Source organism: Alteromonas gilva (assembly GCF_028595265.1).
Lineage (GTDB): Bacteria > Pseudomonadota > Gammaproteobacteria > Enterobacterales > Alteromonadaceae > Alteromonas > Alteromonas gilva.
In genome coordinates this window covers 570,748-586,870 of record NZ_JAQQXP010000002.1, presented here as the reverse complement: position 1 = coordinate 586,870, position 16,123 = coordinate 570,748, and the positions used below count along the sequence as shown (strand labels likewise).

Annotated in this window: 10 protein-coding genes; 8 read left to right on the top strand and 2 right to left on the bottom strand. The window is 49.1% G+C overall.

Annotated features, from left to right (window positions below; all coding sequences use genetic code 11):
- Positions 1 to 40 precede the first annotated feature (40 nt).
- Positions 41 to 1,243: a XylR family transcriptional regulator gene (locus tag OIK42_RS16220; RefSeq protein ID WP_273642110.1), complete on the bottom strand. Its 1,203-nt coding sequence runs from the start codon at positions 1,241 to 1,243 to the stop codon at positions 41 to 43.
- A gap of 232 nt (positions 1,244 to 1,475) precedes the next feature.
- On the opposite strand from OIK42_RS16220, the gene xylB reads away from it, so the two are divergent.
- The 8 genes from xylB to OIK42_RS16180 all read left to right on the top strand — a co-directional run bounded on the left by xylB (position 1,476) and on the right by OIK42_RS16180 (position 14,731).
- The gene (gene xylB, locus OIK42_RS16215; protein ID WP_273642109.1) at positions 1,476 to 2,933 is read left to right on the top strand and encodes a xylulokinase; all 1,458 of its coding nucleotides are present in this window, start codon (positions 1,476 to 1,478) and stop codon (positions 2,931 to 2,933) included.
- Positions 2,934 to 3,059: 126 nt separating this feature from the next.
- Positions 3,060 to 4,379 (top strand): xylose isomerase, encoded by a 1,320-nt coding sequence (gene xylA / locus OIK42_RS16210; RefSeq protein ID WP_273642108.1) that lies wholly within the window; start codon positions 3,060 to 3,062, stop codon positions 4,377 to 4,379.
- Positions 4,380 to 4,459: 80 nt separating this feature from the next.
- Complete coding sequence (locus tag OIK42_RS16205; RefSeq protein ID WP_273642107.1) at positions 4,460 to 6,382, top strand: sialate O-acetylesterase; 1,923 nt, start codon at positions 4,460 to 4,462, stop codon at positions 6,380 to 6,382.
- A 23-nt stretch (positions 6,383 to 6,405) separates the two neighbouring features.
- On the top strand, positions 6,406 to 8,136 hold the full coding sequence (locus OIK42_RS16200) for a glycoside hydrolase family 9 protein (RefSeq protein ID WP_273642106.1): 1,731 nt from the start codon (positions 6,406 to 6,408) through the stop codon (positions 8,134 to 8,136).
- A 320-nt stretch (positions 8,137 to 8,456) separates the two neighbouring features.
- Positions 8,457 to 11,813, top strand: a complete 3,357-nt coding sequence (locus OIK42_RS16195; protein ID WP_273642105.1) for a TonB-dependent receptor — start codon at positions 8,457 to 8,459, stop codon at positions 11,811 to 11,813.
- A 118-nt stretch (positions 11,814 to 11,931) separates the two neighbouring features.
- Positions 11,932 to 13,434 (top strand): tryptophan halogenase family protein, encoded by a 1,503-nt coding sequence (locus OIK42_RS16190; RefSeq protein WP_273642104.1) that lies wholly within the window; start codon positions 11,932 to 11,934, stop codon positions 13,432 to 13,434.
- Entirely contained in the window at positions 13,431 to 14,093 is a 663-nt protein-coding gene (locus tag OIK42_RS16185) for a DUF6445 family protein (RefSeq protein ID WP_273642103.1), read from the top strand. The genes OIK42_RS16190 and OIK42_RS16185 overlap by 4 nt, the downstream gene beginning before the upstream one ends.
- Positions 14,094 to 14,233: 140 nt before the next feature.
- Complete coding sequence (locus OIK42_RS16180) at positions 14,234 to 14,731, top strand: hypothetical protein (protein ID WP_273642102.1); 498 nt, start codon at positions 14,234 to 14,236, stop codon at positions 14,729 to 14,731.
- A gap of 208 nt (positions 14,732 to 14,939) precedes the next feature.
- Here the strand turns inward: OIK42_RS16180 and OIK42_RS16175 are convergent, their stop codons facing one another.
- Entirely contained in the window at positions 14,940 to 16,076 is a 1,137-nt protein-coding gene (locus tag OIK42_RS16175; RefSeq protein ID WP_273642101.1) for an endo-1,4-beta-xylanase, read from the bottom strand.
- Positions 16,077 to 16,123: the final 47 nt, after the last annotated feature.

The following is a 16,123-nucleotide window of genomic DNA, read 5'->3' as shown; positions in this document are numbered from 1 at the left end:
GCTAGCTGTCAGGTTTATCCCTGGCGTGACTGATTGCCTTTCAGGATACTTTGAGTGAAAAGCCGGGCTCGTCTTTATCTCGTTTAGCATCACGATACTCCTTAGGCGTTTGGTCAAAGTGCTTTTTGAATACCGCATACATATACTGTAACGAAGGATAGCCGCAAATTTTGGCTATATGGGCGGTAGCTTCATCGCTGTTTTCGAGCATCTTACATGCCCGCCCCAATTTTTCGTTGTGTATTTCGGTATGGATACTGTGTCCGCGCTCTTCTTTGAAGCGATGCTCCAGATTTGAACGTGATACCCCCACATAATCGAGCACCTGATCGACTTTTATGCCACGACATGCATTTTGACGAATGTAATGCATCGCCTGCATCACGTGTGGATCGCTGATAGCTTTAAAGTCAGTAGACTGACGTTCTGCAACACACTCGGGCGGAATCAGCACCGGCTTACGGGGTTGATTATGCCCCTTTAACATTCTATGCAATGTTTTTGCCGCCTGAACGCCCATTTCAAAACAGCCCTGACGTACCGAGCTTAAACTCACCCGGCTCAGGTAGCGGGCCAGCTCATCATCATCGATACCGATAACCGACATCCGGTCTGGAATTAACATACCGATGTGATCGCATACCTGTAATAAATGCCGGGCCCGCGAGTCTGTTACAGCAATAATGCCGATTGGGGTCGGCAAACTGCGTAACCAGTCCGCCAAACGCTTAGTGGTATATTGCCAGGTTTCAGGACGTACCGGATGACCACGATAAACATGACAGTCATAGCCTTGTTCGCGGGTTATCTCCAGTACCGCGTTCTCGCGCTGCTGAGCCCAGCGATGATGTTCATCCACCGGCGCACCATAAAACGCAAAACGCTGGATACCTTTTTGACGCAGGTGCTCAAAGGCTGCCTGCACCAGGGCATAATTATCAGTGGCAACATAAGGGACATCCGGGTACTCCTCGGTGTTTTCATATGAGCCACCAATCCCCACTACCGGTACTTTCGCTTTGTGCAGCGCGGCCTGAATTTCCGGATTATCATAGTCGGCAATAATTCCGTCACCGCTCCATTCATCGAGGTGATCCAAGCGTGCCATGAAATCTTCTTCGAGGTATAAATCCCAGTCAACTTTGGATGTTTGCAGGTATTCACCTACACCGGCAATAATGCGTCTGTCATAAATTTTATTGGCATTGAATAAAAGTGTAATACTGTGTTTATTTTCAAACATGAACTGCTCCGCGTAACCCTTTTGTGCCCGTTGCGATGTATGCTTAGCGCAAATCAGTACATCTGGTGACCACACACTTTAAAATTAAGTAACTTTTTTTTACGATTTTTATTCTTTGGAGCCATACTAATACATCGTACTTGAATTAACAAAAAAATAACAAATTTTCATAATTGCGATTTCATGATTTCGCAATCAGCATAAGCCCATAAAATTTCTCATGAGAGTATATATGTATATTGGTATTGATCTTGGCACCTCAGGTGTCAAAACCATATTGACCGATGAAAGCGGCAATGTGGTTGACTCCGCCTCATCTTCGTTATCAGTTTCGATGCCACAAGCGCTTTGGTCTGAACAAGATCCAAATGATTGGTGGGCAGCAACTTGCGACACTTTGGATTCACTGAAAAAACGTAACGACTTAGCTCCGGTCAAAGCGATTGGTCTGGCAGGCCAAATGCACGGAGCTACGTTGTTAGATAAGACAGGGCAGGTACTACGTCCGGCCATACTATGGAATGACGGCCGTAGCGAAGCTCAGTGTAAATCGTTGGAAGCCACGGTTGCGAGTTCGCGGGCCATCACGGGCAACCTGGTAATGCCCGGTTTTACTGCGCCAAAACTGCTGTGGGTAAAAGAGCATGAGCCGCATATCTTTAAGCAAATTGACAAAGTATTACTGCCAAAAGACTTTCTGCGATATAAATTAACCGGCGAATTTGCGTCGGATATGTCTGACTCAGCGGGCACCAGTTGGCTCAACACCGGTGAGCGATGCTGGAGTAAATCCATGCTGCTGGCGTGTGGTTTAAGTGAAGCACATATGCCGAAACTGTACGAAGGTAATGAGATTACCGGCCACCTGACCACCGAGGCAGCAGCCAGATGGGGCATGAAAGCAGTGCCCGTTGTGGCCGGCGCAGGTGATAACGCGGCGGGGGCCGTAGGCTGTGGTATTGTTGACGCGGGTCAGGCGATGTTATCGCTGGGCACATCGGGGGTCTATTTTGCGGTAACGAAAGATTACCGTAGCGATCCTGAATCTGCTGTACACAGTTTTTGTCATGCCGTGCCCGATCGCTGGCATCTCATGTCGGTAATGTTAAGTGCAGCCAGTTGCCTGGATTGGTTCGCTAAAAACTCCGGCTACGCCGATGTGGGCGCGTTATTTGATGACGTGGTGACCAATACCCAACCGGATGATCCTAACACGCCCTATTTTTTACCTTATTTAACCGGTGAACGCACGCCTCATAACAACCCCAATGCTAAAGCTGGATTTTTCGGCCTCACTGCCGCCACGACCCGAGCCCACATGGCGCAAGCGGTTGTTCAGGGTGTCTCCATGGCACTGGCAGACGGCATAGACGCCGTGCATGGATGCGGCATTAAGGTAGACGGCATCAGCCTTATCGGTGGCGGTGTTAAAAGCACTTACTGGCGTCAGTTACTTGCCGATGTCAGCGGTATTGATATGAACTTCCGCAAAAGTGGCGATGTAGGACCAGCCCTTGGCGCAGCGCGCCTGGCGCAAATGGGCGTATCGCCGAACACCCCTGTCAGTGACATATGCCCGGTACCGGAACTGGTGGCCAGCTATGCCCCAAATAGTGCGCTTAAGGACTATTATGCGCAACGACGTCAGCAGTTTCGCGAGTTGTATTTCTCACTTCATTCACATTTTTAACAAAAAATACAAATTTAACAAAAAACACAAGACTCGATGAAATTTACATAATTGTCGAAGTAGCCACGATTGCACAGTATTAGCAACATTAAATAACGGGCCACTCGGCCCAATCAGGAGTTAACAATGGCGGACTATTTTCAGGACATCAGCCCAATTCAATATGAAGGCGCTGAGTCGACGAACCCACTAGCATTTAAACACTATAACCCCAAAGAAGTGGTGTTAGGAAAAACCATGGAAGAGCACCTGCGCTTTGCTTCATGTTACTGGCATAACTTCTGCTGGGATGGTGCGGACGTATTTGGCGGCAGCACTTTCGACCGCCCCTGGCTGAAGCCAGGCGATGCGATGGAGCGCGCCAAGCAAAAAGCAGATGTTGCCTTTGAATTTTTCCGCAAACTGGGCGCCCCTTTTTACTGCTTTCATGATATTGATGTAGCGCCTGAAGGCGACACCATTAATGATTACATTCGTAACTTTGGCGAAATGACCGACATTCTTGGTGCAAAACAAGAAGAAACCGGCATGAAATTGCTATGGGGCACGGCTAACGTGTTTAGCCACCCGCGCTATATGTCTGGCGCTTCTACGAACCCGGATCCAGAGATTTTTGCCCGCGCTGCGACGCAGGTTTTTCATGCGATGAATGCAACCAAAAAGCTTGGTGGCGCAAACTATGTACTATGGGGCGGGCGCGAAGGGTATGAAACCTTGCTGAACACCGACCTTAAGCGTGAGCGCGCTCAGTTAGGCCGCTTCATGAACATGGTTGTTGAGCACAAGTACAAAATTGGCTTTGATGGGCTGCTGTTAATTGAGCCAAAGCCACAAGAGCCAACCAAACATCAGTATGATTATGATACTGCGACTGTTTACGGGTTTCTAAAAGAATACGGTCTGGAAAAGGAGTTTGCAGTAAACATCGAAGCAAACCACGCCACACTTTCAGGTCATTCGTTCCATCACGAAATTGCCACGGCGTTTGCGTTGGACGTGTTTGGTTCAATTGACGCTAACCGCGGTGACGCGCAGTTAGGCTGGGATACAGATCAGTTCCCTAACAGCGTAGAAGAAATGACATTAATTTGTTATGAAATTTTGAAAAACGGCGGTTATACCTCCGGTGGCTTTAATTTTGACACCAAGTTACGTCGTCAGAGTATTGATGCAGCAGATTTATTCCATGGCCACATTGGCGGTATGGACACCTGTGCATTAGGCCTGAAAAAAGCCGCAGCGATGATCGAAAACGACTTCATTGCTGACGCTAAAGCCAAGCGCTATGCAGGTTGGAACAAGGAACTTGGCGAAAAGATTCTGAGCGGTGGTTACTCGCTGGAGTCGCTGGCAAGCTTTGCTACCGAGAAACAGCTTGATCCGAAGCAAGCTTCCGGCAGCCAGGAGTTGTTAGAAAACCAAGTAAACCAAGTCATTTTTCGTTAATTGACGCTGCGTTAATTGATTTTGATTGCTAAAAAGTGCAGACATTCTCTGCACTTTTTTTGTTTCTGAAGGAGAAAAAGTTGATTCGGTTAATTTTGCTTTGTACCTGCCTGTTCTCGATCTCTGTCGGGGCAACAACAACCCTACACCGATTGATCGCTGATAACGCGATATTACAACGCGATAAACCTATCCCCTTAACAGGCACCTCAGATACCACCACGCCTATTCAGGTTTACCTAAACGAGCAGTTACTCGGTGAAACTTCAGCTACAAACGGCGAGTGGAAGTATGAATTGCCCGCACAGCAAGCTGGCGGACCGCATCAACTCACCATAAAAGCAGATAATCCCCTTACTGTTACCAACCTCTATTTTGGTGATGTCTGGTTTACTTCCGGACAATCAAACATGGAGCTGACGATGGCTCGTGTTGAGGAAGCTTACCCCCTCGATGTTGCCGAGGCGAATTATCCTTTGATCCGCGAGTTTACGGTGCCGGATACGTACCGTTTCGATGGTGAGAACACAGATTACGAAAATGGTCACTGGCGCAGCGCCACCCAGCAAAATATTCGGCAACTCTCCGCCGTAGCCTACTACTTTGCCCGCCAACTTTACCTTGACCAAAACGTTCCCATTGGCATCGTGAACGCGTCGTTAGGTGGCTCGCCAATAGAAGCCTGGATGCACAAAGATATTCTGGCTCCGTACCCGGATAAAATTGCTGAAGGGGTATATTTCGCTGATCCAGCTGTGGATGCCAGCACACGTAAAACAGACCAGGAGCGCGCCGACAAATGGTACAGCGAACTGCATCAGAAAGACCAGGGTCTGGCCGAAAAGTGGTATGCATCCGACTTTAACGATAGCGACTGGCAAACCATAATGATGCCGGGTAATTTGCCCGCCAAAGCTGACGGATTCACCGGCGTGTGGTGGCTCCGCAAAACAATCCATCTTGACCAAGTGCCCGATGAGCCGCTCATTTTACGTCTGGGGCGCATTGTTGACGCCGATGAGGCCTACATTAACGGGCAAAAGGTCGGCAGCACCGGCTATCAGTATCCGCCACGACGATATCAGGTCGCGCCCGAATTACTCAAGGCGGGTGAGAATGTCATAGCGGTTCGCATCACCGCCAATAAAATGCAAACTGGTTTCGTTAAAGATAAAACTTACTTCTTAGGAACTGACAATGCCCGCCATAGCCTGATTGGCGAATGGCGCTACAAAGTTGCCACAGAAGTGTCGCCGGTGGCAGGCTCTACATTTATCCGCTGGAAGCCGATGGGCTTGTTCAATGCCATGATTGCTCCGGCAACTGATTTTCCTGTAACCGGAGCGGTATGGTACCAGGGTGAGTCAAACAGTAGTTCTCCTAACGACTATGCGGCCAAATTATCTGCCATGATTAAACACTGGCGCACGCGCTGGCAACAGCCGGATATGCCTTTTTTTGTGATCCAGTTAACCAATTTCATGGCCCAACAGCGCCATCCTGTCGACAGCAACTGGGCGGTACTTCGGGACCAGCAACAACAAGTCAGTGAGCTGCCCAATACGGCATCGATTGTGACCATTGACCTGGGTGAATGGAACGATATTCATCCGGTCAACAAAGCCGCAGTGGCAAAACGCTTAGCCCTTGCTGCGCGCAATATTGCTTATGGACAGGATGTTGCTTATCAAGGCCCGATTGCCACCAAAGCACAATTTAATGAGGGTAAAACCACGGTGTATTTTGACAATACTGTCGGCGGGCTTACCGCCGCCTCGTCTTTGCGACGCAGCTTCGCCCTCGCCGGCGCCGACGGGCAGTATTATTGGGCAAGAACGGTTATGAATAAGGAGTCAGTAACGCTATACAGCGACAAGGTGACAGAGCCGGTTACCGTACGTTATGGCTGGGCAGACAATCCGGAGCCAGGGCTATATAACCGGGCAGCACTGCCAGCGGCACCTTTCACGCTCAGTATTGAGAATGCAGAAGCATCTAATTAACCGTGACAACAGGCTGAATTACTATGTCCAACAATATCAGTACATCATATCGCAAACTCTTGGTTGCTATACCCCTGGCTCTGGGCCTCGTGGCATGTGGCGGTGGTGGCGACGCTGCGCCGGCTATACCACCGGTTACCGAATCACCGGTGGAAACCAAAACCATTGCATTTTATAAAAATCAGGTGGGCTATGTGCCTGCACAGAAAAAGTTAATCATCGTGCGTACCGATTCACCACTGGCGTTTACGGTGAGCAATATGAACAATGGAGAAACTGTTTTATCCGGCGTCACATCGCAACCGGCATACTGGTCTTTGGCCGATGAAACCTTATCCGTTGCTGACGTAAGCGGTATCACTGCAGAAGGTCAGTATCGCTTAAATGTGGCAGATTCTGATGACTATACCGCTTTTAAAGTGTCGGCAGAGCGCGCCGAAGCATTGCATGATGCCAGCATAAAAGCCTATTACTTTAATCGCGCCAGCGCCGCTTTGGATCCAGCTTTTGCCGGTAAATGGCAGCGCGCAGCAGGCCACCCTGATACCCATATCATCAATTTGAATAACCCCGACCAACCCCTGTCCAGCCCCAGGGGCTGGTATGACGCTGGTGATTATAATAAATACATCGTTAATTCCGGCATTTCCACGTACACGTTAATGCGAGCCTATCTGGACTTCGCTGACTTTTATGACGGACGTACCTGGAATATTCCTGAATCAACCAATGCTCAGCCCGATTTGCTCGATGAGGTCAGTTGGAATTTGGCCTGGATGCTTACCATGCAGGACGCAGACGGAGGCGTGTTTCACAAACTTACCACACTTAATTTTGCCCCTGATGTCATGCCGGCACAAGCCACTGCACAGCGCTATGTTGTAGACAAAGGTACTGCAGCGACGCTCAATTTTGCCGGTGTCATGGCTACCGCCGCCCGCGTTTACCCGGACATGACAAATACCTATCTTTCGGCAGCAGAAGAAGCATGGCAGTGGGCAACAAGTCACCCTGACTTACCTTTTGCCAACCCGGAGAATGTGGTAACCGGGGAATACGGCGACAACGAATTCAACGACGAATTTGCCTGGGCCGCGACTGAACTGTATCTGACAACGGGTAATCAGGCTTACCTGACAGCAATGGACAATTATCTCGGCTATCCATCAACGCCGGGCTGGTCAAATACGATGGGCCTCGCCTATCTATCGCTACTGTCATCAGAGGGTCAGTCGACCCTGGGCCAACCGCGTTACAACGAACTTAAGGCGCGTTTTTTGGACTATGCCACCCAACTCGCTGAACGAGCACAGGTCTCACCGCTAAAAGTTGCCATGAACGGCAATGACTTTGTGTGGGGCAGTAACGGTGTGGCAATGAACCATGCAATGATGCTGGCTAAAGCCTATGAACTCAGTAACGACAGCAGCTACCTTGAAGCGATGACCGGGCTTGTTGACTATGTGTTGGGTAAAAATCCTACCGGCTACAGTTTCGTTACCGGCCATGGTGAACAGACACCGATGTTCATTCATCATCGTCAGTCGCATGCCGATGATATCGCCGAACCAGTACCCGGCTTTCTGGCCGGCGGCCCCCAAAACGGGCATCAGGATAATTGCAACTACTCGTCTTCGCTACCTGCCACATCGTATTTAGATGATTGGTGCAGTTATTCGACTAACGAAGTAACCATAAACTGGAATGCCCCCCTGGTGTATTCCGTTGCCGCATTGCTCAACTACAGCGAATAATCCCACCCCGCCGGCGAGAAGCATTTGTAAAGACTTTGTTTCTCGCCGCTTTTATTTGTCATACAAATAAACGGCTTTACCAAAATTTACTTCATTTAAAACAGTTATTTGCATTTCACTTCACGCCAAATGTTAATTCATTGTTGCGATATATGGTTTTTACTTTGTGATATTTTAACATACTATTGATACTTCAACTTACCTAACACACTATGCTCACACCATAATTGGCTTACATCGGCACTGTCTTCTGGTGGTAGTTTTTTGAGTCAATAAGGTGGATTACAAGAATTCCATTCTATCTCAGCGGAGAAGTAAAAATGGCTAAGATTCGGGCACACAACAAAAACCGATTTTCGCACACATTTAACAAATCATTGATAGCACTGACTATTATGTCAGCGATGCATGGTGCCATGGCGCAAGAAACCCCAGCACAGGACACTAATGAAGCCGACGAAGACGAAGAAGTCGTAGAGCAAATTGAGGTAAGGGGCGTACGTGGTAACCTGCTCAACGCTCAGAACCTCAAACGTTTCTCAGATACCGTTGTCGACTCCATTACAGCTGAAGACATTGGCTCACTGCCCGATCGAAGCGTGTTAGAAGCCATTCAGCGTTTACCCGGTGTATCTATTGAACGTTTTGCCGGCCCTGATGACCCTGACCATTTCAGTGTGGAAGGCAGCGGCGCCATTATTCGTGGTATGACCCAGACACGTAGTGAGTTTAACGGCCGTGACTCCTTTACCGCAAACAGTGGCCGTGGTCTGTCATTCCAGGACGTATCGCCAGAATTAATGGGCGGTGTCGACATTTATAAAAACCAAACTGCCGATATGATTGAAGGTGGTATTGGCGGTACGATCAGCCTGCGAACCCGTAAGCCATTTGACTCCGAAGAACGCGTACTGGCATTCAGTGCTGACTATTCGTATGGCGATCTGGCCGAAAAAGGCAGTCCCACATTATCAGGTTTATTCAGTGACCGTTGGGAGCTCGATGGAAACGGCGAGATTGGCCTGTTACTTAACTACGCCAACTCACAGCTGTACGGACGCTCACACGGTATTCAGTCTGATGCCTATGTGCAGTTTTATGCCCGTGATTTAGCCGGTGCCGAGCGCTTTGTAGGCGAAGATGGTAACGGTACGGTGTGGATGCCAAATGCATCAAACGCACTGAACAAGTTTGATGACCGTTCTCGTGAAGGTTTTGCCAGTGCCCTGCAGTGGGAAAATGAAGACGAAACCATTCTTGCCACCATGCAGTACATTCGCTCAGATGCGAGCCTGTCGTGGCATGAGCAAGCGATTAAATATCAGGGCGGTTACTACAACCTTGATGGCCGCCGCACCCGTGCGTTGGAAGGCACAGAATTTGAATTTAACGACGAAGGTTTGTTCGAATCCGGCACCATGACTCAGGGCGTTGATGGCTGGCGTGCCGCCGATGGTAACGCTGATCGGGTTGTACGTTCTTGGGAAGCGGGTGGTCGCCCGCAGTTTGGTTATCCTTTCCAGTTTGATTCGCGCGTTAAGCAAACTGAAACCTTGGTTGAAGATTTATCGTTTAACCTGGAATGGATGGCAACCGAAAGTCTGGAATTATCTGCAGACGTTCAGTATATCTGGGCCGAAACTCAGGATGACGATGTGACGGTTCACACCGGCGCCTTTGCTGGTCAGCAGTACGATCTGGCCGGTGAAACGCCAACAATGACTTTAATTGAGCCATGGTTTGGCTATCGTGATGCCAACCCGGATGTGTATGCCGGAGGCAATTATCCGGGCTTCACCGGCGACCCAGCGGGTGATTCTAATTTCTTCCAGGACCCAACGTCTTACTGGCTGCGTAGCGCCATGGAACACTATGAGCGCTCAGAGGGTGATTCAATCGCCGCCCGTTTAGACGGTACGTACCACCTCGAGTCTGATGGTATTTTTACGTCAGTACAAAGTGGTATTCGCTATGCTAAGCGTGAGCAAACCGTGCGCTCTACCGGTTGGAACTGGGGTTCATTGGCACCAGAATTCACCGGCGCTGCTCCTGCTGGCTGGTTAGATACGTTACCAGCTGAACAACAAGACAATTTTGAACTGGTTGATTGGTCTGACTTCCACGGCGGTGGTGTGGTGAATATTCCGGGCAATCAAACCTATCACGCCACCGAAGCCTACGTGCGCGAGATTATGGGCGGTGCGATGCCTTATATGTCGGCCGGTGGTGATTGGGAGCGTTATTCACAAAGGACGGATGAAAACGGCAACCCCATAGTAGATGATAAATACGGTCTGTTTACACCGGGTGAAATCAATGTCACCACCGAAACCAACAAAGCCGTTTATGTTCGGTTAAACTTTGAAGGTACCGGCGACTTACGCTGGAGTGGTAACGTGGGTCTGCGTTATGTTGAGCTTGACCGTGAGGCACTGGGATCGGTTAACTTCCCTGACCTGGTACCAGACTTCCTGCCTCCCGAAGAGCTACAGGGTCAGCCGCTGACCGATACCATTGTACGTGGTTGGATTAACGACCAGGTAGAAGCGGGTAACTATGCCGATATCGCAGCCGCGCTCGAAGACGAGAACAATCAGTGGATCAGCGATGGTCTTAACTACATCTCCAGTGAGAGTCGCGCTTTCGGTAATGACGCAGAAGAAGCCCTTGCTGCCGAAACTGACTTTGATATGTTCCTGCCAAGCTTTAACTTAAAAGTAGAGGTAATGGACGATCTGATTGCTCGCTTCGCGTTTTCAAAAGCGGTAGCGCTGCCTGATATGGGCGACATCCGTAACCGCGCTGAACTCGGCAACGAGCAGGTACAGCTTGTACGTCCTATTGCAAACCCGGATCCCAATGTTGAGCCAGAACCAGGTTCAAATCTTATTCAGACTGCCTTTGTGCCAGGGTGGACCGGTTCAGGCGGCAACCCTTATCTGAAGCCAATGGAATCAACCCAGTACGATATCGCCCTGGAATGGTATTTTGCCGATGTGGGACAGTTAAGTATGACTTACTTCCACAAAGATCTTAAAAACTACTTTATACAGGGCGCTGCGGTTCAGACGTTTACCAACCCAACTACCGGGCGAACGCAAAACGCCTTGATCAGCTCCACTACTAACGGCGGTGAAGGCACCATGGATGGCCTGGAGTTTATGTATCAGCAGTTTTACGATACATTACCCTATCCATTTAATGGCCTGGGACTGCAGGCGACATACACCTATATTGACGCCAAAGGTGTACCTAACAACGAAATCGATGCCGAAGATGAAAGCTGGATTGGTGATGATTTTACCGACACCGGCGTACGGGTAAATCTGGAAAACGTGCCGCTGCAGGGGCAGTCCAAGCATACAGCCAACCTGGTTGCGATGTATGAACTGGAAGGCTGGAGCGCGCGTATCGCATATAACTGGCGCTCACGTTACCTGTTAACCACGCGTGACGTTATCTCTAAAGCACCACTGTTTTATGATGATATCGGTCAGGTTGATGCGTCCATATTCTATAACGCAACTGACAACATCACGGTTGGATTACAGGGAACAAACCTGACCCAGGCGCAGTCGGAAACCATTATGGTGTTAAACAACGAAGGTCAGGAAGCTGGACGTTCGTGGTTTAAAGCTGACCGCCGGATTGCCCTTGTGGTTCGTGGTAACTTCTAAGGCTAATTTCAATGATATTGGTTAACCGTTACACCGGTTACCAGTGCTTTTATTGAAAAATACAGAGTGATGGGCCCCGGCCCATCACTTTTTTGCGTTTCATATTGTGAGTAATACTATGCAGTCTCCGTTAAAAAAGATCATTGTGCTCGGGGGAGGCTCCTCAGGTTGGATGACCGGTGCCGCACTGGGTAAAATTCTTAAAAACCACCCCTGCCAGATCCAGGTCATCGAGTCGGATGATATTGGTACGGTGGGTGTAGGCGAGGCGACAATCCCCCAAATCCTGCTGTTTAATGACTTAATCGGCCTCGATGAAGATACATTTTTAAAGCGTACTCAGGGCACCTTTAAACTCGGTATTCAATTTAAAGACTGGCGTAAAACTGGCCACAGTTACTATCATGCCTTCGGCGAAGTCGGTAAGAATATGGAAGGCGTCCAGTTTTATCATTACTGGCTGAAGATGCGTCAACTTGGCAAGGCCGCACCCCTTGATGAATATACCCTGTCATCGCTGGCCTGTAACGAGAAACGTTTTATGCGCTCTATGGATGCCGGTAACTCACCGCTGTCAAACATTGCTTATGCGTTTCACTTTGACGCCGGTTTGTACGCGCAATATCTGCGCGAGGTCGCCGAAGAACATGGCGTTATTCGTACTGAAGGCAAAGTGACTGAGGTAACCCAACACCCAAGCGGCGACATACGCTCATTGATCCTGGCCGATGGCAGCGAACATGAGGCTGACTTCTTTATCGATTGCTCAGGGTTTGCCGGCCTGTTAATTGAGCAAACCCTCAAAACCGGCTACGAAGACTGGCGGCACTGGCTGCCCTGCGACAGAGCCATTGCCGTGCCAACAGCGAGTACTGAAGCGCCCTGGCCATTTACCCGATCTGCGGCACAAAAAGCTGGCTGGCAGTGGCGCATTCCTTTGCAACATCGGGTAGGTAACGGGCACGTATATAGCAGCGAGTTTATGGACGACGAGGAAGCGCGACAGATTTTAGAACAAAACCTTGATGGCGAAATGCTCCGTGAACCCCGCCAGATTCGTTTTGTAACGGGTAAACGCAAACAATTCTGGAATCGTAATTGCCTCGCCGTAGGGCTGGCCAGTGGCTTTATGGAGCCGCTGGAGTCCACCAGCTTGCATTTGGTGCAATCCGCGATCTCCAAGTTCTTCACGTTTTTCCCGTTTTCGGGCCCCAAACAGTGTGATATCGACGAATATAACCGCCAGATGGACTTTGAGTTTGATAGCATTCGTGATTTCTTAATTTTGCATTACCATGCCACTGAGCGGGAAGACACGCCTTTCTGGCAATACTGCAAAAACATGTCGGTCCCCGATTCGCTCACACAAAAAATCGAACAATTTAAAGAAAACGGCCGCATTCACCGTTTTAATAACGAATTGTTCAATGATTTGAGTTGGTTTGAAGTCATGTATGGCCAGGGAATACGCCCACAAGGTTATCATGCATTGGCTGATATCTTTGACCAGGACGAGCTTGAACGCCGTCTGACGAGTATTAAAAACGTCATCCGTCGCTCGGCTGATCATATGCCGCTACACGAGGAATATATTAACAAATTTTGCAAGGCGCCAATGTGAACAACGGCCAGCTGTTAACCGTCCCCGGCTCAACCGCTAAAGTACTGGTGATTGATGATTTTATTCCGGGTGCAAAGCAGTTAATTGACTATGCCGTGAATCAACCCAGTTCCCCCGCATCGGGGGGATTGTATCCGGGGTTACGCACACCGGCTCCGCCCGGCTACATAAAATACAGTCTGCAAAAAATCAATCAGGCCCTCGCCCAGCATCACCAACAACAACAGTTAACCGCGGGAGAAAGTTATTTTTCTATGGTGACCACCCGGGAAGAAGACCTTTCACCTGCGCAGTGTATGCCGCATATAGACCGGCCAAAACCGACGGAATATGCGGTAGTGCACTACCTATGCCGCCCGCCACATGGTGGCACCAGCTTTTATCAGTTTACACCTACGGGGCAGTCATTGATTGCCGAGCATGACTATGATGAGTATCTGGCATCACTAGCCTCCCACGTGGCAGATTGTCCGCCTTCATCGCACTACATTAACGGCGACAGTAAACTGTTTAAACGTTTGTTATCCGTAGACTGTCAGTTTAACCGCGCGGTGATTTATCCTTGCGCGTTACTTCATTCAGGGAATATCCCCCATCCTTTCACCCCGGATCTTAATCCTTTTTCTGGTCGTTTCACCGTGACGTCATTTTTTCGTTAAAGCCTGGCGCTGGCTTCGCTTAGTGATGGTACGTACTCTGATTTGGCTATTACCTATTTAATATTACCAATTGAGATATTGAAATCTGCCTAAAACTGATGAAAAATAATTAACACCCAATTAACAAGAAAATTACACCCATGTTGCTTGATCGAATAAAAACAATACTCGTTGTCGGAATACTGCTTCATTTTATGTGTGGTACTGCTCAGGCACAGAGTAACAATACGTTAGTCATTTACGATGATGAACTCAAAAATGAATGGCAGAACTGGAGTTTCGCCGATGTTAACTTATCGGTGCCGGTAGGCGGCATAAAACCTATAAAAGTCGCCGGTGAGGCATGGTCAGCGCTGGCGTTTCATCATGCGCCCCTATCACTCGATGATTACAATACACTGACCTTTTTTATTAATGGCGGACTGGAAGGTGGTCAGACGCTTTCTGTGAAACTGGTTGTTGACGGCGAGCCGCTAAGTGCTGGGTATGTCATACAACCCAAGGCCAAAAGCTGGGCCCTTGCAGAAGTACCATTAAAAGAACTGGATGCCGAAGGTAAAAAGATTGACGGGGTTTGGTTACAGGCACAGGATGCGCCTTACAGCGCCTACTACATTACAAAAATACAGTTTGAATAACCCCTTAGCGCTTGTTGAGAGCGATACTGGTGAATATATTTTTGTAAAAGCCGGCCCGGTATTGCCCAAGGTAGAAAACGTGCAGCGGCTGAGGGTGCTATGACCACACTTTAGCTAAACAAAGAAACAGCGCCAGGGGCTCTCCCGGCGCTGGTTAAGGTATCGTAAAAGATAGCCATCGCGCTTTATTGCATAGCAATATGCGCGGTTACTCAACGAGTCTTTTCAGAGCATGGTAAACCGGCTTAGGCTGGCTGTTACGATCAAACAATAATGCATAATCGGTGCGACCCTGAACCGGAAAGTTATTACGCCAGCTCGAGCCATCATCCACGCCCCATAATGTAACCCTGTCGACATGGGCATCGTATTTTAAGAACAGGCTAAACAGCGCCTCATAAGTTTGCGATAGTTTTTGTTGCTGTGCCTCGGGTAACCCATCAGTGTAAGGGTTCAGTCGTTCTTCATACTCCGCAGACGACGCGATATCCGCCCCGGCTTCAACGCTTGAAGGCTGGGGTAATACGGTTACGTCCAGTTCGGTAATAGCAACATTGACGCCCGCAGCAATCAGTGCCTGAATACTCTGTTCAACCTCTTCTATTTCAGGATAAAACACCGAGTAATGAGCCTGCATCCCTACTGCATCGGGTTTAACACCGGCGGCCTCCAGCTGCTTTACCAGGCGTACCGCACCGGCCACCTTTTCAGCCTTATTGAGGTTGTAATCGTTGTAATACAGCTCCGTGTCCGGATCAACTTCGCGAGCAAACTGGAAGGCTTTGATTAAGTAATCGTCGCCAATAATACGCAGCCATGGTGTATCGCGCATGCTGCCGTCTTCATTCAGCGCCTCATTCACCACATCCCAGCCTTTAACTTTGCCTTTGTAGCGCGTCATCACCGTCGTAATATGATCTTTTAAGCGGGCCAGCAGGGCCTCACGGGTCAGTGGATTTCCCTGTTCATCTTCAAACACCCAGTCAGGCGTTTGTGAATGCCAGACCAGCGTATGGCCGATAATTTGCGCACCACACTGCCCGGCTAACTCAAACATCTTATCAGCCAAATCAAACTTATACTGATCAGGCTCAGGATGAATGCGCTGCCACTTCATAGCGTTTTCAGCGGTATAGACATTAAACTCATTACAGACAATATTCACGTAGTCTTTCTTCGGTGACGCCAACTGCCATGAACTAATCGCTGTACCGACTAAAAAGTGTGACTGGTATTTGTCCGCCAAGCCCTCTTTGGCCAGTTCATTAACTGGCGAACCGTTGTCGTTACAGCCCGATGTTAACAGCGCACCGCTTAGTAACGGCACTAACCACCATTTATTCACGTTGGTACTCCTTCGGCCGCGCTTGGTCGCGCGGCCTGCGTATTGAG

Bases quoted from the DNA above. Each gene is read 5' to 3' on its own strand.
- OIK42_RS16220 (WP_273642110.1), bottom strand. From the start codon at position 1,243: ATGTTTGAAAATAAACACAGTATTACACTTTTATTCAATGCCAATAAA.
- xylB (WP_273642109.1), top strand. From the start codon at position 1,476: ATGTATATTGGTATTGATCTTGGCACCTCAGGTGTCAAAACCATATTG.
- xylA (WP_273642108.1), top strand. From the start codon at position 3,060: ATGGCGGACTATTTTCAGGACATCAGCCCAATTCAATATGAAGGCGCT.
- OIK42_RS16200 (WP_273642106.1), top strand. From the start codon at position 6,406: ATGTCCAACAATATCAGTACATCATATCGCAAACTCTTGGTTGCTATA.
- OIK42_RS16195 (WP_273642105.1), top strand. From the start codon at position 8,457: ATGGCTAAGATTCGGGCACACAACAAAAACCGATTTTCGCACACATTT.
- OIK42_RS16190 (WP_273642104.1), top strand. From the start codon at position 11,932: ATGCAGTCTCCGTTAAAAAAGATCATTGTGCTCGGGGGAGGCTCCTCA.
- OIK42_RS16180 (WP_273642102.1), top strand. From the start codon at position 14,234: ATGTTGCTTGATCGAATAAAAACAATACTCGTTGTCGGAATACTGCTT.